The organism is Spirosoma arcticum, assembly GCF_054779955.1.
Genome location: NZ_BAAGXG010000005.1, coordinates 433,082 through 456,516 on the forward strand (window position 1 = coordinate 433,082; position 23,435 = coordinate 456,516).

24 protein-coding genes are annotated in these 23,435 nt (G+C 53.3%); 13 read left to right on the plus strand and 11 right to left on the minus strand.

The window, feature by feature from the left end:
- Window positions 1-30 precede the first annotated feature (30 nt).
- Window positions 31-1,692 (plus strand): cryptochrome/deoxyribodipyrimidine photo-lyase family protein, encoded by a 1,662-nt coding sequence (locus ACYVHB_RS14045; RefSeq protein ID WP_461052372.1) that lies wholly within the window; start codon window positions 31-33, stop codon window positions 1,690-1,692.
- 175 nt (window positions 1,693-1,867) lie between these two features.
- Here ACYVHB_RS14045 and ACYVHB_RS14050 read toward each other — a convergent pair whose 3' ends face one another.
- Window positions 1,868-4,162, minus strand: a complete 2,295-nt coding sequence (locus tag ACYVHB_RS14050) for an ATP-dependent helicase (RefSeq protein ID WP_461052373.1) — start codon at window positions 4,160-4,162, stop codon at window positions 1,868-1,870.
- 105 nt (window positions 4,163-4,267) lie between these two features.
- Between ACYVHB_RS14050 and ACYVHB_RS14055 the strand changes: the two genes are divergently transcribed.
- On the plus strand, window positions 4,268-4,414 hold the full coding sequence (locus ACYVHB_RS14055; RefSeq protein WP_461052374.1) for a hypothetical protein: 147 nt from the start codon (window positions 4,268-4,270) through the stop codon (window positions 4,412-4,414).
- Window positions 4,415-4,438: 24 nt separating this feature from the next.
- Window positions 4,439-4,834 (plus strand): Uma2 family endonuclease, encoded by a 396-nt coding sequence (locus ACYVHB_RS14060; RefSeq protein ID WP_461052457.1) that lies wholly within the window; start codon window positions 4,439-4,441, stop codon window positions 4,832-4,834.
- A gap of 4 nt (window positions 4,835-4,838) precedes the next feature.
- On the opposite strand, the gene ACYVHB_RS14065 is transcribed toward ACYVHB_RS14060, so the two are convergent.
- A complete protein-coding gene (locus tag ACYVHB_RS14065) occupies window positions 4,839-5,279 on the minus strand; it encodes a hypothetical protein (protein ID WP_461052375.1) in 441 nt (146 codons plus the stop codon).
- A 113-nt stretch (window positions 5,280-5,392) separates the two neighbouring features.
- Between ACYVHB_RS14065 and ACYVHB_RS14070 the strand changes: the two genes are divergently transcribed.
- From ACYVHB_RS14070 to ACYVHB_RS14080, 3 genes are read left to right on the plus strand one after another with little or no spacing between them, the layout of a single operon-like run.
- Window positions 5,393-6,007: an RNA polymerase sigma factor gene (locus tag ACYVHB_RS14070; RefSeq protein ID WP_461052376.1), complete on the plus strand. Its 615-nt coding sequence runs from the start codon at window positions 5,393-5,395 to the stop codon at window positions 6,005-6,007.
- A gap of 12 nt (window positions 6,008-6,019) precedes the next feature.
- Window positions 6,020-6,664 carry a hypothetical protein gene (locus tag ACYVHB_RS14075; RefSeq protein ID WP_461052377.1) on the plus strand — a complete coding sequence of 215 codons (645 nt, stop codon included), beginning with the start codon at window positions 6,020-6,022 and terminating at the stop codon, window positions 6,662-6,664.
- Complete coding sequence (locus ACYVHB_RS14080; protein ID WP_461052378.1) at window positions 6,648-7,709, plus strand: hypothetical protein; 1,062 nt, start codon at window positions 6,648-6,650, stop codon at window positions 7,707-7,709. The genes ACYVHB_RS14075 and ACYVHB_RS14080 overlap by 17 nt, the downstream gene beginning before the upstream one ends.
- On the opposite strand, the gene ACYVHB_RS14085 is transcribed toward ACYVHB_RS14080, so the two are convergent.
- Both ACYVHB_RS14085 and tpiA read right to left on the minus strand, forming a co-directional pair.
- A complete protein-coding gene (locus ACYVHB_RS14085) occupies window positions 7,702-8,199 on the minus strand; it encodes a cupin domain-containing protein (protein ID WP_461052379.1) in 498 nt (165 codons plus the stop codon). The genes ACYVHB_RS14080 and ACYVHB_RS14085 overlap by 8 nt on opposite strands.
- Window positions 8,199-8,960: a triose-phosphate isomerase gene (gene tpiA, locus ACYVHB_RS14090; RefSeq protein WP_461052380.1), complete on the minus strand. Its 762-nt coding sequence runs from the start codon at window positions 8,958-8,960 to the stop codon at window positions 8,199-8,201. The genes ACYVHB_RS14085 and tpiA overlap by 1 nt, the downstream gene beginning before the upstream one ends.
- A 235-nt stretch (window positions 8,961-9,195) precedes the next feature.
- Here tpiA and ACYVHB_RS14095 point away from each other — a divergent pair, with 235 nt between their 5' ends.
- Window positions 9,196-10,458 carry a retropepsin-like aspartic protease gene (locus ACYVHB_RS14095; RefSeq protein ID WP_461052381.1) on the plus strand — a complete coding sequence of 421 codons (1,263 nt, stop codon included), beginning with the start codon at window positions 9,196-9,198 and terminating at the stop codon, window positions 10,456-10,458.
- A 31-nt stretch (window positions 10,459-10,489) separates the two neighbouring features.
- On the opposite strand, the gene ACYVHB_RS14100 is transcribed toward ACYVHB_RS14095, so the two are convergent.
- Together ACYVHB_RS14100 and ACYVHB_RS14105 are read right to left on the minus strand one after the other, a co-directional pair.
- Window positions 10,490-11,524, minus strand: a complete 1,035-nt coding sequence (locus ACYVHB_RS14100; protein WP_461052382.1) for a sensor histidine kinase — start codon at window positions 11,522-11,524, stop codon at window positions 10,490-10,492.
- 101 nt (window positions 11,525-11,625) lie between these two features.
- Window positions 11,626-12,333: a response regulator gene (locus ACYVHB_RS14105; RefSeq protein ID WP_461052383.1), complete on the minus strand. Its 708-nt coding sequence runs from the start codon at window positions 12,331-12,333 to the stop codon at window positions 11,626-11,628.
- A 236-nt stretch (window positions 12,334-12,569) separates the two neighbouring features.
- Between ACYVHB_RS14105 and ACYVHB_RS14110 the strand changes: the two genes are divergently transcribed.
- Window positions 12,570-13,754, plus strand: a complete 1,185-nt coding sequence (locus ACYVHB_RS14110) for an AI-2E family transporter (protein ID WP_461052384.1) — start codon at window positions 12,570-12,572, stop codon at window positions 13,752-13,754.
- A 3-nt stretch (window positions 13,755-13,757) separates the two neighbouring features.
- Here ACYVHB_RS14110 and ACYVHB_RS14115 read toward each other — a convergent pair whose 3' ends face one another.
- From ACYVHB_RS14115 to ACYVHB_RS14135, 5 genes are all read right to left on the minus strand, one after another.
- Window positions 13,758-14,387, minus strand: a complete 630-nt coding sequence (locus tag ACYVHB_RS14115; RefSeq protein WP_461052385.1) for an LON peptidase substrate-binding domain-containing protein — start codon at window positions 14,385-14,387, stop codon at window positions 13,758-13,760.
- Window positions 14,388-14,409: 22 nt separating this feature from the next.
- Window positions 14,410-15,195 (minus strand): cysteine hydrolase family protein, encoded by a 786-nt coding sequence (locus tag ACYVHB_RS14120; protein ID WP_461052386.1) that lies wholly within the window; start codon window positions 15,193-15,195, stop codon window positions 14,410-14,412.
- On the minus strand, window positions 15,196-16,311 hold the full coding sequence (locus tag ACYVHB_RS14125) for a phosphotransferase family protein (RefSeq protein ID WP_461052387.1): 1,116 nt from the start codon (window positions 16,309-16,311) through the stop codon (window positions 15,196-15,198).
- Window positions 16,312-16,361: 50 nt separating this feature from the next.
- A complete protein-coding gene (locus ACYVHB_RS14130) occupies window positions 16,362-17,597 on the minus strand; it encodes an acyl-CoA dehydrogenase family protein (RefSeq protein ID WP_461052388.1) in 1,236 nt (411 codons plus the stop codon).
- A gap of 88 nt (window positions 17,598-17,685) precedes the next feature.
- Window positions 17,686-17,916: a hypothetical protein gene (locus ACYVHB_RS14135; RefSeq protein WP_461052389.1), complete on the minus strand. Its 231-nt coding sequence runs from the start codon at window positions 17,914-17,916 to the stop codon at window positions 17,686-17,688.
- Window positions 17,917-18,105: 189 nt separating this feature from the next.
- Between ACYVHB_RS14135 and ACYVHB_RS14140 the strand changes: the two genes are divergently transcribed.
- The 5 genes from ACYVHB_RS14140 (at window position 18,106) to ACYVHB_RS14160 (ending at window position 23,427) form a co-directional block, all read left to right on the plus strand.
- Complete coding sequence (locus ACYVHB_RS14140) at window positions 18,106-18,972, plus strand: SDR family oxidoreductase (protein WP_461052390.1); 867 nt, start codon at window positions 18,106-18,108, stop codon at window positions 18,970-18,972.
- 99 nt (window positions 18,973-19,071) lie between these two features.
- Entirely contained in the window at window positions 19,072-19,656 is a 585-nt protein-coding gene (locus tag ACYVHB_RS14145) for a gluconate 2-dehydrogenase subunit 3 family protein (RefSeq protein WP_461052391.1), read from the plus strand.
- Window positions 19,653-21,197, plus strand: a complete 1,545-nt coding sequence (locus ACYVHB_RS14150) for a GMC family oxidoreductase (protein ID WP_461052392.1) — start codon at window positions 19,653-19,655, stop codon at window positions 21,195-21,197. Before ACYVHB_RS14145 ends, ACYVHB_RS14150 begins: the two co-directional genes overlap by 4 nt.
- 50 nt (window positions 21,198-21,247) lie before the next feature.
- Window positions 21,248-22,615: a family 1 glycosylhydrolase gene (locus ACYVHB_RS14155; protein ID WP_461052393.1), complete on the plus strand. Its 1,368-nt coding sequence runs from the start codon at window positions 21,248-21,250 to the stop codon at window positions 22,613-22,615.
- A complete protein-coding gene (locus ACYVHB_RS14160) occupies window positions 22,615-23,427 on the plus strand; it encodes an alpha/beta fold hydrolase (RefSeq protein ID WP_461052394.1) in 813 nt (270 codons plus the stop codon). Before ACYVHB_RS14155 ends, ACYVHB_RS14160 begins: the two co-directional genes overlap by 1 nt.
- Window positions 23,428-23,435 lie beyond the last annotated feature (8 nt).

Below are 23,435 nucleotides of genomic sequence, written 5' to 3' on the forward strand. Positions count from 1 at the left end.
GCAAGGTCTCAGAGACCGTACAGTTTTTGAATGACCAATCGACCGGCAATCAACATTCTCTGGTTTAAGCGCGACCTGCGCCTGCGTGACCATGCTCCTCTGCAAGCGGCAATAGCAGCAAACCGACCGTTGTTATTGTTGTACTGCTTCGAGCCTTTGGTCATTGCCGATCCAAACTACGACCTGCGTCATTGGCGGTTCGTGACGGAGTGTCTGGCCGATCTGAACCAGCAGTTGCCCAACTTTCTGAACAAGAATCAGTCGGCATTGGCCACCCAACTAACGCACGAATGGTTGCCGTTCGAGTTCGACGATGAACCTGTCGAAGCGAAGTCAGCAGGTCAGTCAAGGGTATGGGTGTTTCATCGGGAGGTGCTCGACGTGCTCAATGCCTTGCAGGAACAGTTTACCATCGACACCCTTTTTTCGCACGAGGAGACCGGGTTGAAAGTGACTTACGACCGGGACAAAGCTGTTGCTCAGTTTTGTCGTGAGAACGGCATCGCCTGGCAGGAGTTTCAGAGCAACGGCGTTATCCGTCGCCTGAAAAACCGCGAAACCTGGCCCGATGACTGGCAGCGTACCATGCGGGCACCGCAGCAACACCCCGACCTGACCCGGTGGCAACCAGCTAACTTGCCCGACATATGGTATCAGACGGAACGTGGGGCTGACCTGCCTGCCGACTGGCGGGAGCCCAACCCGCTGTTTCAGCCGGGTGGGGAGCACAATGCGCACCGCTACATGGACAGTTTCATGACCGAACGCGTGGCGCTTTACGCGAAGTCCATCTCGAAACCGCTCGAAAGTCGGCGGGGGTGCAGCCGGTTATCACCCTACATTGCCTGGGGATGTCTGAGTATCCGGCAGGTGTTTCAGGCCCAGCTACAAGCGGCTAAAAATCCAGTTATGCCGGGGCTGGGACGGCAATTTGGGGCGCTTGCGTCGCGGCTTCGGTGGCACTGTCACTTCATTCAAAAGTTCGAGACCGAGGACCGGATGGAATTCGATAACGTGAACCGAGCGTTCGATGACTTGCAAAAAAACGAAAATTCAGCGCACTACGCGGCCTGGCACGACGGGCAAACGGGCTACCCGATGGTGGATGCCTGTATGCGCTGCCTGACCGCAACGGGCTACATCAATTTCCGAATGCGGGCCATGCTCATGTCGTTTCTAAGTCATCACCTGCTCCAGCACTGGAAAGAGGGCGCGTTATTCATGGCCCGCATCTATACCGATTTTGAGCCAGGCATTCACTACGCCCAAATTCAGATGCAGTCGGGCATGACGGGCACCAATACGGTTCGCATTTATAACCCCGTCAAGCAGTCGCAGGACCACGATCCACAGGGCGTTTTCATTAAGCAGTGGATACCCGAATTGGCGCATTGTCCCGTTGCCTACATCCACGAGCCGTGGACCATGCCGCCGTTGGAGCAGGACATGTACAATTTCCACGTCGGCATCGACTACCCCGCCCCTATTGTGGACATTACCGCAACGGCCCGCGAAGCCCGCGTTAAACTTCACCAGCCCCGCAAAACCGAAACGGGCAAAGTGGAAAAGGAGCGCATTTTGAAAAAACACGCCATTCCCCGCACCTTCGCCGACAAGAAAAAACCCAAAGCCATTGCCGCCAGCGAAGAACCGATTCAGGAAGAGAGTCAGGCGGGAGTTGAGAGGACTTGACTACAAGCCTAAACCTACGTTTGCATTGATTTGCAAAGCAATTTTATAACGTCGTCTCGTAACGATGACATCCGCTGAATTAAATTGCAAATAGTTGTTAAACCCTACCAAAATAGAAAATGCCGGGGTTAGCTTACGTTCAACAGAAATGTCAGCACATTATCTTGACTTTAGCCTATACTACCCGCAACTTGGCGAAACTTAGCAGCAGCGTCCTCTCGCCTGCTACCTCGAACAGAATCGTGGCTTTGCGCTCAATGCCGTTTACATCCACCGCTTTAACCGTGCCAAAACCAAACTTGGCGTGTTCAACGCGCTGCCCGGCCGCAAGTTCGGCGGTGCTGGTGGGTGCGAAGTCAGCCGAGGGCGTGTGCGAAACAATTGGCTGCGGGGCTTGGGAACGGGCCGTTTTCTGCGCCAGACTCCGCACGAACGCCATTGAGCCGCCCGTCGATGTTGTTTCACTGCGGTCGCGCTCCGGCCGGTCGAAATCCATTCGGCTTGGAGCCGCCCGGTGTTTCGACATTTTCATGTATTTCTGGTCAATCTCCAGCAGGAACCTGCTGGGTTCGCACATTTTCAGCCGTCCGTAGTGGTAGCGCGTTTCAGCGTAGGAGACCGTCAGGCGTTTTTCGGCACGGGTAATGGCCACGTAGAATAGCCGCCGTTCCTCTTCCAAATCGTTGCGACTTTCGAGCATCATCTGGCTCGGAAACAAATCTTCCTCCAGCCCGACGATATTTACATGCTTGAACTCTAAGCCTTTAGCCGCGTGAATGGTCATCAGCGTCACGCGGTCATTATCGCCGTCGTCCTCTTTTTCGTCGGCCGTCGTTAGCAGCGACACCGATTGCAGGAAGGCGCTCAGGCTCTTATCATCGTTATCCTGGTTGTCGACAAACTCTTTAATGGCGTTCAGTAACTCCTGTACGTTTTCGTACCGGGCCAGCCCTTCTACGGTCTTGTCATCGTACAACTCCTTGAGCAAACCCGATGCTTTGGCAATGTGTGAGGCCACCTCGAAGGCGTCTTTCTGATCGAGCAGTAGCTTGAAGCTTTTAATCAGATCGGCGAAGCCTTCGATAGCGATTGCCGAGCGGCCCGTGACGTGCTTACCAATCTCGGCTACAATTTCCCAGACGGAATCTTCTTTCTCAGCTGCAATCACGCTAATTTTAGCCACCGTCGTGTCGCCAATGCCGCGTTTGGGCAGGTTAATGATCCGCTTGAAGGCCTCCTCATCCTGCTGATTCACGGTGAACCTCATGTAGGCAATCAAGTCCTTGATCTCCTTACGCTGGTAGAATGACAGGCCGCCAATGATGCGGTACTTGATACTCACCTTTCGGAGCGCTTCCTCAAACGCCCGCGACTGTGCGTTGGTGCGGTAGAGAATCGCGAAGTCGTTGTTTACGAGCGACTCGTTCATCTTGGCCTCAAAAATAGACGAGGCCACCAACCGCCCCTCCTCATTGTCCGACGACGCTTTAATGATGTCGATCAGCGGACCATCCTCGTTAGCCGTGAAGACGTGCTTCTCCAGTTGGTTTTTGTTGCGGGCAATAATCGAGTTGGCCGCCTGCACAATGGTGTTGGTCGAGCGATAATTCTGCTCCAGTTTCACGATTTTGACGTTCTCTTTGCCGTAATCGCGCTGGAAGTTCAGGATGTTTTCAATGTTAGCCCCCCGGAAGGCGTAAATGCTCTGGGCGTCGTCGCCCACGATGCAGATATTCTGGTGAACGGCCGCCAGCTTGCGCGTAATCAGGTACTGCGACACGTTGGTATCCTGAAACTCATCGACCATCACGTGCTTAAATTTGTGTTGATACTTATTCAGGATGTCTAAATGATCGCGGAATAGCACGTTCGTGTTGAACAGCAAATCGTCGAAGTCCATCGCGTTGGCCGCAAAGCACCGCAGCGCATACTGCTTGTAAATCCGGCCGGTATGCGGCATCCGGGCCGATTCGTCGTCGGCCTGAATTACGGCGTTATTGATGTAATCGTCCGGGCCAATGAGCCGATTCTTAGCCCCCGATATTCGCCCGAACACGGCATTAGCCCGGTAGACTTTATCATCCAGCCCCATCTCCTTAATAATACTCCGCAACAGGGACTTGGAGTCGTCGGTATCGTAGATCGAGAAGTTGGACGTATAACCGATGGCTTTGGCTTCAATGCGCAGAATCTTGGCAAACACGGAGTGGAACGTGCCCATCCAGATGTTGCGGGCTTCCATACCCACCACGTTCTCAATGCGTTTGCGCATCTCCCCGGCGGCTTTGTTGGTGAAGGTCAGCGACAGAATCCGGAACGGGTCGACGCCGTTTTCGATGAGATACGCAATGCGGTAGGTCAGAACGCGGGTCTTGCCCGAACCGGCACCGGCTATAATCATCAGCGGGCCGTCGCCGTGCATGACGGCTTCGCGCTGGGGGTCATTCAAGCTTGATAAGTAATCGATCATCAACGTCGCATCTATCTTATTGTAACAAGTAAAAGTAGGAAAAAATTTGGTCGGGAGCGGGCTGAAAAGGGGTATCTTTGACCAGTAACCAGCCAGCGTAACGCTATGATCGCAACACCAGCACCGGCCATGTTGCTACCCACCAACTTTCAAACCGTAGAGGAGTTTGAGCAGTGGGAGCGTCAACACGCCCATGACAGCAGTTACGAGTTTGTCCGGGGGCGCATCGTCGAGAAAAAAGACATGAAGTAAGCTGAGTACCTAATCTTAAAATTCCTGACCCGCTTATTCGCCCGGACAGCCGCTTATGAACGGGGAGATGAATTAACGCCTGAGATGGATTCCTACGTGGACGACACCCGTAAGCGTCGGCCCGATTTGGCTTATTTTACCCTGGAACAGATTGAAGAGACAGGCAACAGGATTCGCCAAAGAACCCGATTTGCCATTGAGATTCTGTCCGATGCTGAATCGTATCAGGATGTGGTCGACAAAATTCAGGATTACTTCGACGCGGGAGCAGAGTTGGTCTGGTACATAATTCCAGAGAGCAAGAAAACCTACGTTTATACGTCACCCGACGAATCCAAAGTTTATAAAGGCATTGACGTTATCTCAGCCGCGCCGATCGTGCCAGACTTCCAATTTACGGTGGCAGACTTGTTTGCGTAATTCATCACACCATCTCCCCCATTTCTACGCCCATTACCTCCGAAAACGACGAGGCCGTAGCCGCTCCTCCGTCGCCCTTGCGGTAGCGGAGCCACTCGCGGGTCTTGTAGTTGTAGACGAAGCCTTCTAAAATGCCGCAGTCGTCCTCCTCAATCAATCGAATAACCTTCCTCAGATCATTCCGCTGGCCGTTTGTCTGACAAACCTCGATGATGACTTTGGTATCTTCCGCTACTTTGTCATAAAGTATGATATCAGGGATAGCATGACCCGGACCTTCGTCCAGGGGCGTTTTGGGCAACGGCACCAGTGCTATCGTCCGTTTGTGGTATGATAGAATACCTAATTCGACCGTGAGTTTGCTAATAACGAATTGGTGTTCCAACGGCGAATTTGTTCCATCATCATTAACCAGAAATGGCGAATTGTATTTTGTCTCATACATGGCCGTATTTTTTAACCCGAGTTACCAAAATTCTTCACGCGTTGGTGCAACGTTCGGCCGTACTTCCCATCTTTCTACCAATTACCACCTAAACCGCCCGGCACCTGAACCTGTTGAACTCTAACCGAAATCGCACTCGTCCGGGACAGGACGGCGAGGGTCCCGGAACGCCGTACCCAGACCGCCACACCGATCTGGTTAAACGCTGCCAACTGGGAGAGCGACGGGCGCAGTATGACCTCTATCAACAGTACGTGAAGGCGATGTATAACGTTTGCCTGCGCATTGTGAACCACGAGGCCGAAGCCGAAGATGTGTTGCAGGAAGCCTTTGTCGACGCATTCAGCCACATTAATACGTTTCGGGGGCAGAGTACGTTTGGTGCCTGGCTGAAGCAGATTGTCGTTAACCGGGCAATCAATCACCTGCGCGGTCGTCGGCTGGAACTTGTCAGCTTAGAATCGAACCAGTTTGGCGAAGATGAGTCGGCCGACCGGGCCGATTGGGCTGACACGGAACCATACGATGAAGACGACATTCAGTTGGAGGTCGAGCGGGTCCGGCGGGGAATACAGCAACTACCCGAAGGCTACCGCGTGGTGCTGTCGCTGTATCTGTTCGAGGGATACGACCATGAAGAGATTAGCAACGTACTGACCATCAGCGAGACAACTTCCCGAACGCAGTATCTGCGGGGTAAAAAACGGTTGCTGGAGTTATTGAAGTAAACAACAAAACAGATGAAGAAAGATAATTTGGAACGCTTCGTCCGCGACAACCGCGAAGCCTTTGACGACCGGGAGCCGCCAGCCAACGATCTCTGGCGAAAAATAGAGACCGGACTCGATAAGCAACCGTCCAACCAAACGGGTCCAAACCAGGTATCACCGTTTCAACAGATTCATAAGAATCCATTGTGGTTTGGTAAGGGGTTGCACATTGACTGGCCACGTCTGAATTGGCTCGGTTTAGGCGAGGAACTCCTGGATTGGCGCGTGGCGGCTTCCATAACCGTGCTGCTACTGGCGGGTAGTTTTTTATACGTAAATCATAAATATGGCGTATCACACCAGCCCGAAGTGGTAGCGGCCAGTCCGACTTACGCTAAAGAAGTGGTGGCCTACACGCGGCTGATCGACGATAAACGCGCCGAACTAAGACAAATTACCGAAGACAACCCGGCTCTGTACCAAGAATTTGCTACGGATCTGGACCGGCTCGAAAATTCGTATCAATCGCTTAAAGCCGACCTGCCTAAGAATCCGAATCAGGATGTGCTGATCAGGGCTATGATTCAGAATCTGCATTATCAAATTAACCTGCTCAATGAACAGTTGCGCGTCATTCAGCGTATCAATCGACAAACCAATGAGAATCCTGTATAGCCTGTTGCTGTGTGCCTTACCGTTGCTGACAAAGGCCGAAGGCCCCGACCCAGCCTGCACGGGTACCGTTGAGAAGAAAAAAACCATTATTAAACTGTTCGATGTCGATGCTAACGATGCCCTTACGGTCGATAATCAGTTTGGACAGGTGACAATCGCCATTTGGGATAAGCCCGAAATCCGGGTTCAGATCACGATCTCGGCTAACTCAGACTCCGACGAGCGAGCGCAGCAGTTCATGAACGCGGTCGACATTGACGAGAAACGGACGGGCAATCAGATTGTCATCCGCACTAATTTCAGTCAAAGCACCACATCGAACTGGAACGTCAGCAACTGGAAAAGCAGCAAAGAGCGCAACAACGTCCGCATTGACTACGCGGTATCAATGCCGCGCCAGAACGCGCTGACCGTTCGTAACCGGTTTGGTAACACCAGCATTCCCGCTTTCTACGCTCCCCTAACGGTGCACAACCGCTACGGTAATTTTAGCGCCGACGATCTGACGAATCGCCTGAACGACATTGACGTTGCCTACGGTCAGACGAACATCCGAACGCTCGATCAGGGTAAGTTAGACATCGCTTATGGAAGCCTTGACCTCGACCGGGTTAATGTGCTGACGCTGGTGAACAAGTTCGGTAAGCTACGCATTGGCGAAGTTGGGCGGCTCAATGCCGATATTGACTACTCTGGTGCTACCATCGGCACCCTGCGCGAGTCGGGCAAGATTAAGCTGAGCTTTTCGGGTGGCTTCCGAATTGAGCAGATGCCCAAAACCGCCGATAATCTTGACATCCAGGCTTCGTACTCGTCCGTTACCTTGCCGATGGACAGCAACGCCGATTCTGATTTCGATGTGACAGTTACGTACGGAAATTTCAATTATTCGTCGGGTCCGGCCTTCCACCTCACCACCAATCCCGACGACAAAAGTGATAATCGGGGCGTGCGCATGACGAAACAGTACATTGGCAAAATTGGCCGTGGCACAGGCACCAAAGTGCGGATTGTCTCCAAGTTTGGGAACGTAAGCTTCAGGTAGTCAGCATCTCGATCACCATTTGGTGTTGCGGAAACTCACGGAGCAGCGCAGTACGGTCACCCATCTCGAAATCGGCAAAATCGAAACCCGGCGCGACCGTGCACCCAACGAGCGAGAAGTCGGTGCCGGGAGCCGCTTTGGAGCCGAACCAGCACCCCGCCGGAACCACCGCCTGGAACACCTCCCCTTTTGTTGGATCGTTACCCAGTTGGATTACCATCAGTATTGCATCGGGGTTGATAACGAACACTTCCAGCGGTCCACCCGCGTAAAAATGCCAGATCTCGTCAGCCTGAATGCGGTGCAGCGCCGAGAAATGGTGACTTTCCAGCAGAAAATAGATTGCCGTACCGAACACCCGCGCCCCGTCGAACCGATCCGGCAGTGCGCTCTGCGGAATCGATTCGGCCGAACGGTAGGTTTCGGCAAAGAAGCCGCCTTCGGGATGCGGCTGGAGATTGAGGGATTGGATGTAGTCTTGGGCGTTCATTAAACAGCCTTCACCACGTTCGTAAACTCGCGCGATTTGAGCGATGCTCCGCCAATTAGGCCACCATCAACGTCGGGTTGGGCAAAGAGTTCAGCCGCGTTTTTCTCATTGGCGCTGCCCCCATACAAAATACTCGTTTCCTGCGCTACTGCATCCCCGTACTGACCGGCGATGTGCCGACGCAATTCGAAGTGCATGTCCTGCGCCTGCCCCGAGGTGGCCGTCAGTCCGGTGCCGATAGCCCAGATGGGTTCGTAAGCGATAACAACCTTGCCAAAGGTCTCGGCCGATAAATGGAATAAGCTTTCAGTAATCTGATTTTTCACGAAGGCGTCATAATCGCCGTTTTCGCGTAGGTCGCGCGATTCGCCACAGCAAAAGATGGGCGTCAGGCCATTTTCGAGAGCGATGGCCACTTTTTCGGCTAACTGCGCGGCCGTTTCGCCGAAATATTGCCGCCGTTCGCTGTGCCCCAGAATCACATATTCGACGCCGATGGACTGAAGCATGGAAGCCGAAATTTCACCGGTGTAAGCACCCGACGCTTTCTCGTGGCAGTTTTGCGCACCCAGCGAAATTTTGCCGCCCGCCGTTACGTATTGCCGAAACGTGGTTAGGTAAAGCGCGGGGGGGCACAGCACAACTTCCACATCCGAGGTGACTTCGTCCTTAATCATATTGACCACTTCCGACAGCAACGCCTTCGCGTCCTCGGCCGTCTTATTCATTTTCCAGTTACCGGCAACGATTTTCTTACGCATGATAAATTAATAATGTGGTCAGAATCAGTCCATGGAATTCTACGACCGTAGCTGCTGTTCTGAATTGCGGGCGAAATTAGGCCTTTTAACCTAAATGGTACGGTTACTGCTACGCTAATTTACCTTAACCGGGCATGGCAACCTGAGACCGTTTATGAGCTTAGTAAACCTGCCCTGTATGTTTTGTGTTATTCTGATAAAAAGTACGTAATTTCAATGTTATAAAACGATATACATGAAAACGCTGGTTCTAATCGTCGGACTGATATGTGCCAGTCTGGCCGCACGGGGAGATGACCATCACCGTACGCCCGATAAGGACCGCTATGGCTTTTTTATTGCTGGCAATCGTACCTGGACCCGCATTCCGTTTCAACTGCACTCGAACCTGATTATTGTTCCTGTTCGCATCAACGAGTCCGATACATTGCAGTTCATTCTGGACACGGGTGTCAGCAACACCATCATTACCGATCCCTCTGCTTTTCGCAAACAACCGCTCCGGCTCACCCGCAAAATTAAACTGATGGGAGCGGGAGAAGGTGGTAATCTGACCGCTTCCGTTGCCATCGACAACCGGCTGAGCATGGGCGGATTGAAGGCATCGCACCACAATCTTGTCATTCTGGACGAAGACATTCTCAAGCTGTCGGAATACGTGGGTACACCCGTACATGGCATTTTCGGCTACGATATCTTTGCGAACTTCGTGGTGAACGTCGATTTCCAACGCCGGGAAATCACAATAATGGACCCCAAAAAATACCACTACAAAAAACGCAAAGGCGACCGGTATCCAATCACTATTCAGGACACGAAAGCCTACACCGACGCGCTGGCCGTATTTGATGGCGAAAAACAGCTACCGTTGCGTGTGGTGCTCGACACGGGCGCGGGCCACGCCCTGTTGCTCGACCGGTCGCGAAGCACGGCCGCTATGCCCCTACCCGTAAAAAGCATCCGGGCGCAGTTGGGCCGGGGCCTGAATGGGGTCATCAACGGCAGCATGGGTCGTATTCAGAAAATTCGCTTCGGACGCTACGAGCTTGACAACATCCTGGCGTCGTTTCCCGATAGTGTGTCCTTTGGCATGAAGTTAGTGGACATGCCCGAGCGGCAGGGTAATGTAGGCTGCGAACTGTTGCGCCGGTTTGACGTCACCTTTAATTACCCGGACCGGTACATTGTGATGAAGCCCATCAAACGATTGATGCGCGAGGAGTTTGAGCACGATATGAGCGGCCTCGAACTCCGGGCGAAGGGCGAGCGCTTTCGTACCTATTACGTCGATAAAATCATTGATGGGTCCCCCGCCGATCTGGCGGGTTTACAGGAAGGGGACGAACTGCTGTTCATCAACAATAACTCGACTAACGACCTGTCGATCAGCGACATCTACAAAGTATTGCAAAAGGGAGAAGGCAAGGAGGTGTCCGTATTGGTCCGGCGAAGTGGCCGAATTATTATTGCCAATTTTGCGCTCAAGCGATTGATCTGAGTAGCTTGGTGCACTGTATCCTGGTGATGCCTCACTCCAGCCGTTCCAGCTTAAAGCGAAACGTAGTGCCTTTGTCAATCTTGCTCATTACGGTGATTTTAGCTTTATGAGCGTTCAGAATGTGCTTCACAATAGCAAGGCCTAAACCCGTGCCGCCCCGATCTTTGGAGCGGCTTTTTTCGACCCGGTAGAAGCGTTCGAAGATTCGGCTCAGGTGTTCGGGTGGGATGCCGGGGCCATCGTCCCGAACCGAAACGATCACCTGTTTCTTGTCATCCTCAAGCGTTATCAGCACCCGCCCATCCTCATTGCCGTATTTTACCGCGTTTTCGATTAAGTTGGTCATCACCTGCGCAATACGCTGCGGATCGGCTTTCACCCATACCGGGCCGGGGTGCACGGCCCTGAGTCGCAGCGAGATTCGCTTCGTGTGCGTCATCTTCTCTAATTGCTCAAAAATTTCCTGTGTCACGTGCCGCAGGTCGACCCGCTCAAAATTCATTTTGACTTCCCCGGTTTCCAGTTGCGACAGCGCCACCAAATCCTTTACCAGTGCATCGAGGCCGTCGAGGCTTTTAGCCGCTTTCGAGAGAAATTTGTCCCGAACATTCTCATCGTCCACGGCTCCGTCGATGAGGGTATGAATAAATCCTTGTGCGGCAAATATGGGCGTCTTCAGTTCATGCGAAACGTCGGCCAGAAACTCGCGCCGGAATTGCTCCAGTCGCTTTAATTCGTCAATTTCCTTTTGCTTTTTAGCGACGTACACAAAAATCTCGTCGTTCAGCCGCTTGAACGGATTGATATTCTTAATGATCGTTTTTCGGGAGATCGTGAAGTCGCGGATTTTCAGTTTATGAATGGTTTTGTACATTTTGTTGACCTCCCGAAACACAAGCAGTTCGATGGCGTACAAAACCAGAAAAAACGAGACGACGAACGACGAAATGCCAACAACAAACAGCATGTTGTTGGTAACACCCTCCACAAACGTCAGAAATGCGACAGTGAGGGCCGAAATCAGACATGCCAGCAAAAGCGCAATGATGCGGGGACTCAGGGACATTTAGTGAATTGGCGAATGAATGAATTGGCGAATGAGTGTTCACTCACCTCTTCCCATAAACTGTAAAATTAATTCACTAATTCGCTCATCCGCCAATTCACTCATTCGCTTTGGTCGGTGAACATGTAGCCCACACCTTTGAGCGTCCGGATGTGGGTATCACCAATCTTCTCCCGGAGTTTGCGAATGTGAACGTCAACCGTGCGCTCAAGGACATAGATGTCGGCTCCCCATATTTTCTGGAGTAGCTCTTCGCGGCTGAACACTTTATTAGGATGCTGTGCCAGAAAAAACAATAATTCAAATTCTTTTTTAGGCAGAATAATCGACTTCTCGTCCTGAGTGACCGAATAATTTTTTCGATTGATATTCAGATCGGCAATGGCAATTTGTTCACCCGGATCGGCTTTCTGCGCTTCGCGCCGGAACAGCGCATTGATGCGGCTCATTAAGGCACGGGGTTTGATGGGCTTGGTGATGTAATCGTCGGCGGCAACATCAAAAGCGGCTACTTCGGAATACTCTTCTGAACGGGCCGTTAAGTATAGGATATAGGTCTGGCGCATCTCGGGAATGTCGCGCAGTTGCCGACCAGCCTCAATACCATCTAAATGGGGCATCATGATGTCGAGCACGACCAGTTCGGGCAGGTAGGTCCGGGCTACTTCGAGCGCTTTTCGACCGTCGGTAGCGGTGCGAACATCGTATCCTTCTTTGGTAAGGTTATATTCGAGCATCTCGACAATGTCGGCGTCGTCATCGACGACTAAAACACGATGCAGGGGTTGAGCAGCTTTAGCAGCACTCATAAGAACGGGGTTTGTGAGAATGGTCGGACAGAATTGACTAATTGCCGGATGCCGACCGCCCGAAGTTACGCGGCTTATCCACAACGTTATGATGCAGATGCCCATCCTTAACAAAAATTTAACAGCTCCTGTGCTTATTTCTCACTGACAGCGAGCAAGTTGCCAGTCTGAATAAACAGAATTCACCATCAGTTGATTCGTAACGAAACGGCGCTCCTGCGCGTTTATGGTTCACTATGAGCAGACTCTCACGCGCGGTGCATTTGCCTTCTTACGTTAAATTTGCCTGTGTGTTGGTAACGTTGGTTATCATCATCTACGGCCTCTACACGCTTCAGGACACGCTCGTGTCGCTGGTTTTCGCTATTTTATTTTCGGTCATCCTGTTTCCCCTCTGCAATCTGCTGGAGCGATGGAGGTTTCCCAGGGTAGCCGCTATTTTAGTCTGTATTGTACTAACCATTGCATTTCTATACGGCTTTTTCTACCTCATTTCGTTACAGATCGGCAATTTCACCAGCGAAGCGCCTAAGTTGATTCAGCGCAGCAACGAGATTTTCAATAAAATACAAAAGCTGGCCGACGAAAATTTTAATATTGATCGCCAACGCCTGATTACCGAAGCCCGCAACTACCTCAACCGGGCTTTACAAGACAGCGGCACCATTCTGACATCGACGCTATTAGCCACCACCAATACGCTGTCGACCATTGCGCTGTTGCCACTTTACATTTTCTTCTTCCTGCTGTACCGGGATTTTTTTCGGTCTTTTTTCTACAAAGTGTTTAGTGATACCCGTCACTCGGCGATTGATGGAGTCTTCGACCGGATTTACGCCGTCATTAAAGATTACGTCGTTGGGTTGGTGCTGGTGATTGGGGTAGTAGGAGTTCTCAATACAGTGGGTTTGTTAATTCTGGGCGTTGAATTTGCCGTGTTCTTTGGTTTTTTAGGTGCTTTTTTAATCCTGATCCCCTACATCGGCATTGCTATTGGGTCGGTGTTACCCGCGCTCTATACACTCGTTACGCACGACAACCCGCTGACGGCAGCCGGGGTGGTTGGGGTGTTTTTGTTCGTTCAGTTGCTGGAGGGCAATTTCATTACCCCTTACATTGTCGGGTCCAAAGTGAGCATTAACCCCTTGGCATCCATTATTGCGCTGTTGCTGTGGGGACAGTTGTGGGGTTTACCGGGGCTGATTTTGGCTTTGCCCATGACGGCTATCCTGAAGGTTGTGTTCGACTCGGTCGATGCCCTTAAGCCGTACGGTTTCCTGATTGGCGAAGCGGAGAAACCCCGCCCACCCATCAAAAATTTACAGCAGTTAGCGAATCAGTTACCCCACCGGAAACGCCGGGCCGTAATCGTCGATAATTCGTTACCAGTTGGCAAAGAAGAGGCAAGCCCGACTATCTGACCATCAAAAATTTAGTGGATCGAGGTTTTTGAAGTGCCCGTTCATGCTGATGCGCTTCTTGGTACGCTCCATGTCCGACACCACGGGAAGCACATTGTTGAGGTGCTGAATCAGGAATAGCTGACGCTCGGCCTCGCTCTCCAAGGTTAGCAGTTCATACTCCTGCTCCACCGACAAGCCAACTTTGTGGGCCACCCGGTACGAGAAATTCTCAACCACCGGGTCATAATCGGTTTCGATCTGCAGGAGGGTGTAGAGCTGCGCGACCCGGTCGGCCAATGCATCGACGTGAGCGCTAAACCCATCGCCCGATTCAACCAGTTCAACATCGCCCCCGGCATAGAGCTTACCGGCTACTGGATTCTCAAAATTGACTAACCGGAAAACGCCCAGCCCTTTCGACTTCACGTCCATGCGACCATCGTCGTAGCGTTTGTGCAGCGTCGTCACGTGCATTTCGGTGCCGTAGCCGGGCAGTTTATTGTCGATAAACGCCGGAATGCCGAACGTGCGCTCCTCTTCAATGCATTCGCTGATGAGCTGGCGGTAGCGAGGCTCGAAAACATGTAGGTTCAGATCCTCACCGGGATACACAATGAGGTTGAGCGGAAATAGGGGCAGCGTCTTCTCCATAACGCCGAAAAGGTACGGGTTTTCAGCTAAAAATCGCGCCGGATTCCATGAAACGAACCTTCCGGGTCCGTGCTTCCTCATAAATAGGATCGGCAAGATGGCCCAGCCCCGCCACATCGGATGTGCAGTCGGAGACGACGACGACTTTCGGCACCAGCGATGGAGCAAAATCCAGCAGTTGCTTCAGGCTGTTGGCGACGCAGTGCGACCTGGCTTCACCCATCAGGTAAACGGTGTCGAACCGATCAAGGTCGGCGATGAGCGCTGTGTTCAACTGGGTTTCAGGCACGGCCGGGTCAGGCACCTGCGCCCGGAAAATGCCGAAGTGCTCGGTCAGCGGATACAGCCCCTTTGGCACGGCTACGTAATCTCGTTCGCGCTTCCGCGACCAGTGTTTGAGCGCATCCAGTAACGTATCGTGCAGGGCCGCCCCGCGCGACCCAATCAGGCAGTGTTCAGCCCAGATGAAGTGCTCAAACTGCCCGTCGGCTTCAAGGTCACGGACGTACTGCCTGGTTTTGTCAGGCGAAAATTGCGGCACCCACCGGCCAGTGTCAACATCATCGGCAGCAACGCGTGTGAAAGGCGCGGGATGATCGCCCTGCGCATTCTTCCAGAAAAGCGGGTGGGCAATGTCGAGCAGGTGGTGCGTATCAAGCGTGACGACAATATGGTCAATGCGGTTGGTGTACTGGCGAATCAACCCCGCCATCCGATCAACGTCCTGCTCGGCCCCCGGCACGAACAGGGCACCGTCGGGATGGCAGAAATCGAACTGGGAGTCGATGATGAGAAAGGCGTTAGTCATTTAAATTTTATTCTGTTCGATTGCCTTTACCCCTTCCCGCGCCAGTACCTCAACGCCCATCAGCAAATTGGCGAACCGGGCGTCCTTCGTCAACCCTTTCTTATAGCGACCATAAATCTGCTGGAGCACAACGGCGTTTTTGAACAGACCAAATACGTAATAATACAACAGGTTAGTGATGTCGCGTCCGCTACGTTCAGCGTAACGCTGAGCAAACTCCTGCCGGGTCAGATTGCCAGGCAGGTGGGTTAGGTTAAACGTCCGCCGAAACGGATCGTCGCCCGCTTCGGCCCAGTACGACAGTGATGTACCCACGTCCATCAGCGGATCGCCAACGGTACACATCTCCCAATCGAGCACCGCCCAAATGTCGCGGTTCCCTGTTTCAGACAGGGCATCGGGGTCGAATACGACGTTATCATATTTAAAATCGTTGTGGAGCAACGTTGGCGCATTGTGGCCGAGCCGCGACAGGCTCGGCGCGTTCTCATCGGGCATGGAATCGGTCAGGTAGCGGGCAAGGTCGGTCATGGCCGCAATGTCGTCGGTTTGAGCCGCGCCGTAGCGTTTGTGCCAGCCCATCACCTGCCGCCCAATGTAGCCTTCGGGTTTGCCGAGTTGAATTAACCCGGTTTTCTCAATATCAAGCGCGTGAAGCTGAACCAGATTATCGACCAGCGACTCGGACAGCCGACGCATCGCATCAGCCGGAATGTTCAGCTTTTGGGCCGTATTAGCCCGTAGAATCACGCCCGGCACCCGCGCCATGACGTAGAACGGGCAGCCCATTACGGATTCATCCTCGCAAAAAACAACCGGCTCCGGAATCTTCCTATAATCGGCATCACGCAGCATCGTCAACACCCGGAACTCGCGCCCCATGTCGTGACCACCTTTGATGTCTTTGGCACCCACCGGCGGCCGACGCAGGACGTATTCCCAACTATCCGTCTTTACTAAGTACGTCAGGTTGGAATAGCCACCGGGGAACTGCGCTACATCAGTGATAGTGCCGAAGTCCGGCAAATGGCCATTGAGATACGCCTGTAGTTTGGCGATGTCGAGTTCTTCGCCGGAGCGGGTGGTCGTAGGGCTGTCCTGCTTGACTGTATTCATAAATTTATGTTTAAACCGCACTGGCGGACCGGCAGCGCAGTTTAATAATCCTATACGCGTTCGACTTGCGGCTTGTTTTTCTTCGTGTCCAAGCCGTATTCCTTCAAAATACTCCGCGCTAAGGCTGTTTTATGCACTTCGTCGGCTCCGTCGTAAATTCGGGCACCGCGCTCGTGGCGGTAGTACCACGGCAATAGCACATCATCCGTAATACCCATTGCTCCGTACGTTTGAATGGCCCGGTCAACGACGCTGAGCATAATATCTGCTACGAAGAACTTGATTTCCGAAATCTGATTCCGTACCGCTGCGGCCCCAAGCTGGTCGATATTCTGAGCCGTGCGCAACACCATCAGGCGGGCAGCGTCAATCTGAGCGCGGCTTTCGGCAATCCAGCCCTGCACAAACTGTTTCTCGCCGAGCATCACACCGTCTTCCATTTCGCGGGTGGCAGCCCGGCGGCACATCAGATCGAAACACCGCTCGCTGATGCCGACCCAGCGCATACAGTGGTGAATTCGGCCCGGACCCAGCCGCTCCTGCGCCAGCGTGAAGCCCATTCCCTCGCCCCCGATCAGGTTCTCGACCGGCACCCGAACGTCGGTGTAGCGCACTTCGGCGTGGCTACCCCAATGGTCAGAACCGTCGCCCATGATGCTGATGTTGCGTACCAGTTCAAAGCCCGGCGTATCGGTTGGCACTAAAATCATGCTGGCCCGGCGGTGAGGTGATGCATCGGGGTTGGTCACGGCCATAACCACTGCAAACGCCGATCCATCGGCCGAGGAGGTAAACCATTTATGGCCGTTGATAACGAAATCATCCCCATCACGGACGGCCATCGTTCCCATGCGGGTGGGGTTAGAACCGGCAAATTCCGGCTCGGTCATGGAGAAGCATGAGCGGATTTCGCCTTCTTTAAGTGGCTCCAGGTATTTATGCTTGAGGTGTTCGGGCGCGTATTTATTCATCAGCTCCATGTTGCCAATGTCAGGAGCCTGGCAGTTGAATGTATAATGGCCAAAGGGCGTCCAGGCCAGCACCTCACTGATCTGCCCGAATTCGCAGAGCGTTAGTCCCAGCCCGCCCTCGTCGATGCTGTGCTGCAATCCCCACAGACCCGCCCGCTTCACCAGTTCGCGCTTCTGGTCGAGGATTCTGGCCACTTTCGAGAAGTTACCGGTGAGGTGCCCGGACGTTTCGAGCGGCACGAGTTCGTTCAGGACAAACTCGCGGATGCGGGGCACGAGGGCCTCGGTTTGGGAAGTAGCAAACAGGGGTTCCATAGATAAGGGGAGAAAGGAAAACAGAAGAAGTAAGGGGTAAAGGACTGACGCAAGCCTTACGCCTACAACACCTTACTCCTTCTGCACTTTATCCTATGTCGTACATTTGATTCTCGTGGCTCTTGCGGTGCGGAATAATGGTCCAGTGTTCCGTTCCGGGCAGCTCATCTTTAATAATCTCAGCGGCAACATCCTCCAGGTTTTCTTCATTGGTAGTGAAGAATAGGCTTCGGGGTTTGTCAGTCTGGGTGGTCCGCACCTCAAAATACTCACTATGTTTTTCGATGTCGTGCTTCTCAACGAGTTGATACTGTGCCATATTACATGATTTGATTAGTTAAAGTTAGCATTATTTCGGGTTAATTCAGTGGTTCCGAAAGTCTACGGTAAACGACTCATGCCCGTCGACTGTTCAACAAAGGTCAGTTAGGGGGCTGTTTTAGTAACCGGCCAACAAAATTCTTAAACGACGGTTTACTCTGTTTACAATTCACCACTCAACACTACTATGGAAGCAACTGAATTTCGGCCCAAAGCCAACGAAATTCCCGGTCAGCAACTTCCCTATCCCGCCCGACAGTCGGACATGGACCCCGCCCCCGATAGTGATCTGTCGAACTACAAACCAGCGGGTAAACTTACCGGTAAAGTCGCCATTATTACTGGGGCCGACTCTGGTATTGGCCGGGCCGTAGCGATTGCCTTTGCCATGGAAGGTGCCGACGTAGCTATTGTCTACAACGAAAACACGGACGACGCCAAGTACACGAAGCGCTTAGTTGAATCGAAGGGCCGGTCGTGCTTAGTAATTCAGGCCGACGTTCGGCAGAAAGCCAATTGTGAAGACGCCATTCGGCAAACGGTTGAAAAATACGGTAAGCTGAATATTCTGGTCAACAACGCAGCTTACCAGATGGCGCAGGAGAAGTTGGAAGACATCAGTGAAGAGCAACTCCGGCGCACGTTTGACACCAATATTCTGGCATACTTTTTCATGGCGCAGGCCGCCCTCCCCCATCTCCACGAAGGCGACGCCATTGTGAACTCAGGCAGTATTGTCGGCATCGTTGGCCACCCGATTTTAGTGGATTATACAGCGACCAAGGCCGCTATACATACGTTCACAAAGTCGCTGGCGCTGCAGTTGGGTGAGCGCAACATCCGCGTCAACTGCGTGGCTCCCGGCCCCGTCTGGACGCCCAACATTCCGGCGACGATGCCCAAAGATGAGGTCAAAAACTTCGGGCACGAAGTAGCGCTGGCCCGCCCCGGTCAACCCGAAGAACTGGCTCCGGCCTACGTCCTGCTGGCTTCCAGCGACGGCAGCTTCATGACCGGCAGCATTGTGGAGGTAACGGGGGGAAAGCTGGGATGAGGTAAATACATAATGTTTAATGGGTAATGGATAATGTCGGTTTGCAAGCCTTAGCCATCTGCCCCAATCCATTCCATTGTATATTTTTTATTAGCCATTATGCATCATTCACCCAACACGGCCCGTGTGTTGCTGGCCACTGACCATGTTACCGATGCCACCCGGCAGGTACTAACTGAACGACTGAACGCTCCGCTTCGATTGTCAACCTTTTTTTCGATGGATGAATCTGCGTTGTTACAAGCCGTCTGCAACCGGCTGATTCCGCAAGATAACCGCCCGGAACCCATCGACATAGCAGGCGGCATTGACGAACGGCTTACCCAAAACAAGACGAACGGCTGGCGGTACGAGGTGATGCCTACCGACAGTGACGCTTACAAACAGGGGTTAGCAGGAGTAGAAGAAAGTGCGCAAATATTGTTTGAACAGTCTTTCCGCCAACTTTCCGACGATCAGCAGGACAAAGTCATCAGTTTAATTCAAACGGGCGATGCACCCGGTGCCACCTGGCAAACGCTTCCCGCTGTCCGCTTCTTTGAGGAGTTGCTGGCCGAAGCAGTGGAGAACTACTACAGCCACCCCTTGGCGCAGGAAGAAATCGGATACGTCGGCATGGCCGATTTACCAGCTTGGCAACGCATTGGACTGGATCAGTTGGAAGATCGGGAGAAGAACTCATGAGAGATGAAACTGTCGACGCCGTGATCATCGGCACCGGAGCGGGCGGAGCACCGTTGCTGGCGCGATTAGCGGCTGCCGGTATGCGCGTTGTAGCGCTCGAAGCGGGCAAGCACTGGAACCCCGCCAAAGACTTTGCCACCGACGAGCGGGCGCAGGACAAACTGTTCTGGAATGACGAGCGCCTGAGCGCAGGAAACGACCCGCTACCCTTTGGTAATAACAACTCCGGCATCGGTGTCGGCGGCTCGACACTGCACTACACCGCCTACACGCCCCGCGCCCAACCCGACGATCTGCAACTCCGTACCGATTTCGGCGTGGGTGAAAACTGGCCGTTCGGTTTCGACCAGATTGAACCGTATTACGACGAAGTTGAGCAGTTTCTGGGCGTGTCGGGTCCGTCGCCGTACCCGTGGGGACCGGCCCGCAAGAAAGCCTACGCGCTGAAGCCGTTGCCTATCAACGGGGCGGGGCAATTGATGGAGCGGGGTTGCCGGGAATTGGGCATCAGTACGTCACCAGCGGCCAACGCGGCATTGTCGGCGGGGTATTACCAGGAAGGCGTTGGCTACCGGCACGCCTGCACAAATCGGGGCTTTTGCCAGGCCGGTTGTAACAACGGGGCAAAAGCCAGCATGGATGTAACCTACATTCCACTGGCTATCCACCACGGAGCCGAAATACGCCCGGAATGCTTCGTTACTCAGTTTGTACGCAATGCAGCAGGCAATATCAGCGAGGTCATTTACATCCGTAATGGGCAGGAAGAAAGGCAAAAATGCCGGTACGTATTTCTGTGCGCCGGGGCCATTGAAACCCCACGTCTGCTGCTCCTGAACGGCATTGCCAATAGCAGCGGGCAGGTTGGCCGGAACGTGATGGCGCATACGGCCCTGCAAATCTGGGGCGAATTCGAGGAGGATGTGCGGCCCTACAAAGGCATTCCTGGTGCGCTGATTTCGGAGGATACGCACCGGCCGCATAAGCGGTCCGGCGTACCGGCTGATTTTGCGGGTGGCTACCTGCTCCAGTCCATTGGTGTTATGCCCGTTACGTATGTCAGCCAAATGGCACGGGGCCGGGGTTTGTGGGGGCCGGAGCTTAAGCGGGCGGCTGCGGCTTACAACCACGTCGCAGGAATAAACATTCTCGGCGACTGTTTGCCCTACGACGGCAATTTTCTGGAGTTGTCCGACGAAAAAGACATCCGGGGCCTACCCAAACCCCGGATCTACTTTTCCAACGGCGAAAATGAAACGCGCATGACAGCCCATGCCGACAAAATTATGCGTGGTATCTGGGAAGCTGCCGGGGCTAAAAATGTCTGGACGTTTCCGCGAAATGCGCACATCATTGGCACCTGCCGTATGGGTAACAACCCCGACACGGCCGTGGTAAACGCGAATGGGCAGTCTTACGATATTCCGAACCTGTACATCAGTGACAATTCGACATTTCCGAGTGCCCTGAGCGTGAATCCAGCCCTGACAATCATGGCCCTGGCATTGCGAACAGCCGACCAGTTTCTAAACAAGTCGTAAGGTCATAAGTAGGTCAGCGCAAGCGTCAGCTACTTACGATTTTACAACTTATGACCGCACGGGCGTTCCCGTCCTACGACTTCCTTATGAATTTCCTTCAGAATATTAAAAAACAGTTTGGCGACGGTGATTATGCCGGTGACCAGTTTGGCGGAGCGGGTGGCCACGACGGTAGCGGCCTGCCCGACGCGAATCCGGGCAATTTCATGTTCGCCACGGGCATCGAATGCTCCTACCCAACCATTCAGAACGGCAAAGTCCGGCGCGACCAACTGCGCGAATGCGGCCACTACGACCGCTGGAAAGAGGACTTAGGCCTGGTAAAAGAAATGGGGCTGCGGGTACTGCGATACGGCCTGCCGTATTACAGCATTCATAAAGCACCGGGCAAGTTCGACTGGAGTTTTGCCGACGCAGTGATGAACGAGATGAAGCGGCTCGACATTATCCCCATTCTGGACCTGATGCACTTTGGTGTGCCGGACTGGATCGAGAATTTTCAGAACCCCGAACTGCCTGTTCATTTCGCCGAATACGCCGGGGCTGTTGCCAAACGCTATCCGTGGGTTCGGTACTACACGCCCGTTAATGAGATTTACGTAACAGCCCGCATCAGCGGCAAAGACGGCGTTTGGAATGAGCAGCTCAAGACCGAAAAAGGCTTCGTGACGGCCATGAAACACGCCGTAGCGGCCAGCATCATGGGGACGCAGCAGATTGCCAAACAGCGGAACGACTGCGTGATTGTGCAAAGTGAAAGTGCGGAATACACGCATGAACTCTGCGCCACGCCCTGCGCCCAAACCATATTGGACAACGAACTTCGGTTCCTCTCGCTCGATTTACTGTACGCTAACGCGCCCTCAGCAACGGTGTTTATGTACCTGATGGACAACGGCATGACGCGGCAGGAATACGACTGGTTTATGGTTGGCAAGCCGCCCGGTTACCAGATTATGGGTAACGATTACTACGGCCGAAATGAGCGCATTAAACTGTCGGATGGCAGTATCCAAACGTCGATGGATGTCTTAGGCTGGTACGAGATTACGAAAGATTACTACGAACGGTACAAGCTGCCGGTGATGCACACCGAAACGAATGTGTTTGAGGCTGACCAGGCACCGATGTGGCTTTATAAGCAGTGGATCAGCGTGATGCGGATGCGCCGGGACGGGATTCCCGTGCTGGGCTTCACTTGGTACAGCCTGATTGACCAGATTGACTGGGACATTCAGCTCGCCGACGTAAAAAACCATGTCAATGAATGCGGCCTGTATGACCTCGACCGCAAGCCCCGACCCGTGTGTGAAGCGTACAAGAACCTGCTCAAAGAATTTGGCCAGATTACCATTGTCCCTCACGCCGAACTGCTTGAAATAACCGACCGCCCGGCCCGGCTTAAAGTGGCGATGTGATGCGATACAACGTGAACAACATCCTGCTCAACGTTCTCGAACAGGGCGACGGGTTACTAACGCTGGTATTCCTGCACTACTTTGGCGGGTCGGCGCGGGAATGGCAGGGCGTGATGAATCAGCTATCAGGTGAGTATCGGTGCATTGCCATTGACCTGCGCGGCCACGGCGATTCTGATGCTCCCAGCCGATCCGCCGGTGTGGTGGATTCGCCATCAACCCAGTACGCCGTGGACGATATGGCCGACGACGTAGCTGACTTGTTGATCACATTGGGCGTTGACGACTTTGTGCTGGTGGGCCATTCGATGAGCGGCAAAGTGGCGTTGGCGCTGGCCAGTCGGCAACCCGTTGGCTTGCAGTCGCTGCTGTTGGTGTCACCTTCTCCACCCGTTCCCGAACCAATACCGGCCGACGAGCGGCAGAAATTACTGGCGGGTTACGGCAAGCGATTAGCCGCCGAAAAGATGGTTAAGAACACAACGGCGGTCCCCGTTTCCGAAGCTGTGCAGGAACAAATCATCGCGGATAATCTGCGCACAGCTAAACCTGCCTGGGATGCCTGGCTGTTGCAGGGCAGCAACGAAGACATTTCGGCCCGGATGACCAGCATCAATGTTCCCGTGCGGATTATCGTCGGCTCCGAGGATCGTGCGTTGCCGCCAGATGTTCAGCGAACGATGACACTGCCTTACCTGACCGACGTTACGCGGGAAATAATTGATGGAGCCGGACATCTGTTACCGTGGGAAGTACCGGATGATCTGGCGAAATTTATCTGGAAAAATTTACCCGTTTACACGCTCATCTGAAAAACAAT

Coding starts and splice junctions, on each gene's coding strand:
- ACYVHB_RS14045 (WP_461052372.1), top strand. CDS start 31: ATGACCAATCGACCGGCAATCAACATTCTCTGGTTTAAGCGCGACCTG.
- ACYVHB_RS14050 (WP_461052373.1), bottom strand. CDS start 4,162: ATGATCGATTACTTATCAAGCTTGAATGACCCCCAGCGCGAAGCCGTC.
- ACYVHB_RS14055 (WP_461052374.1), top strand. CDS start 4,268: ATGATCGCAACACCAGCACCGGCCATGTTGCTACCCACCAACTTTCAA.
- ACYVHB_RS14065 (WP_461052375.1), bottom strand. CDS start 5,279: ATGTATGAGACAAAATACAATTCGCCATTTCTGGTTAATGATGATGGA.
- ACYVHB_RS14075 (WP_461052377.1), top strand. CDS start 6,020: ATGAAGAAAGATAATTTGGAACGCTTCGTCCGCGACAACCGCGAAGCC.
- ACYVHB_RS14080 (WP_461052378.1), top strand. CDS start 6,648: ATGAGAATCCTGTATAGCCTGTTGCTGTGTGCCTTACCGTTGCTGACA.
- ACYVHB_RS14085 (WP_461052379.1), bottom strand. CDS start 8,199: ATGAACGCCCAAGACTACATCCAATCCCTCAATCTCCAGCCGCATCCC.
- tpiA (WP_461052380.1), bottom strand. CDS start 8,960: ATGCGTAAGAAAATCGTTGCCGGTAACTGGAAAATGAATAAGACGGCC.
- ACYVHB_RS14095 (WP_461052381.1), top strand. CDS start 9,196: ATGAAAACGCTGGTTCTAATCGTCGGACTGATATGTGCCAGTCTGGCC.
- ACYVHB_RS14100 (WP_461052382.1), bottom strand. CDS start 11,524: ATGTCCCTGAGTCCCCGCATCATTGCGCTTTTGCTGGCATGTCTGATT.
- ACYVHB_RS14105 (WP_461052383.1), bottom strand. CDS start 12,333: ATGAGTGCTGCTAAAGCTGCTCAACCCCTGCATCGTGTTTTAGTCGTC.
- ACYVHB_RS14110 (WP_461052384.1), top strand. CDS start 12,570: ATGAGCAGACTCTCACGCGCGGTGCATTTGCCTTCTTACGTTAAATTT.
- ACYVHB_RS14115 (WP_461052385.1), bottom strand. CDS start 14,387: ATGGAGAAGACGCTGCCCCTATTTCCGCTCAACCTCATTGTGTATCCC.
- ACYVHB_RS14120 (WP_461052386.1), bottom strand. CDS start 15,195: ATGACTAACGCCTTTCTCATCATCGACTCCCAGTTCGATTTCTGCCAT.
- ACYVHB_RS14125 (WP_461052387.1), bottom strand. CDS start 16,311: ATGAATACAGTCAAGCAGGACAGCCCTACGACCACCCGCTCCGGCGAA.
- ACYVHB_RS14130 (WP_461052388.1), bottom strand. CDS start 17,597: ATGGAACCCCTGTTTGCTACTTCCCAAACCGAGGCCCTCGTGCCCCGC.
- ACYVHB_RS14135 (WP_461052389.1), bottom strand. CDS start 17,916: ATGGCACAGTATCAACTCGTTGAGAAGCACGACATCGAAAAACATAGT.
- ACYVHB_RS14140 (WP_461052390.1), top strand. CDS start 18,106: ATGGAAGCAACTGAATTTCGGCCCAAAGCCAACGAAATTCCCGGTCAG.
- ACYVHB_RS14145 (WP_461052391.1), top strand. CDS start 19,072: ATGCATCATTCACCCAACACGGCCCGTGTGTTGCTGGCCACTGACCAT.
- ACYVHB_RS14150 (WP_461052392.1), top strand. CDS start 19,653: ATGAGAGATGAAACTGTCGACGCCGTGATCATCGGCACCGGAGCGGGC.
- ACYVHB_RS14155 (WP_461052393.1), top strand. CDS start 21,248: ATGACCGCACGGGCGTTCCCGTCCTACGACTTCCTTATGAATTTCCTT.
- ACYVHB_RS14160 (WP_461052394.1), top strand. CDS start 22,615: ATGCGATACAACGTGAACAACATCCTGCTCAACGTTCTCGAACAGGGC.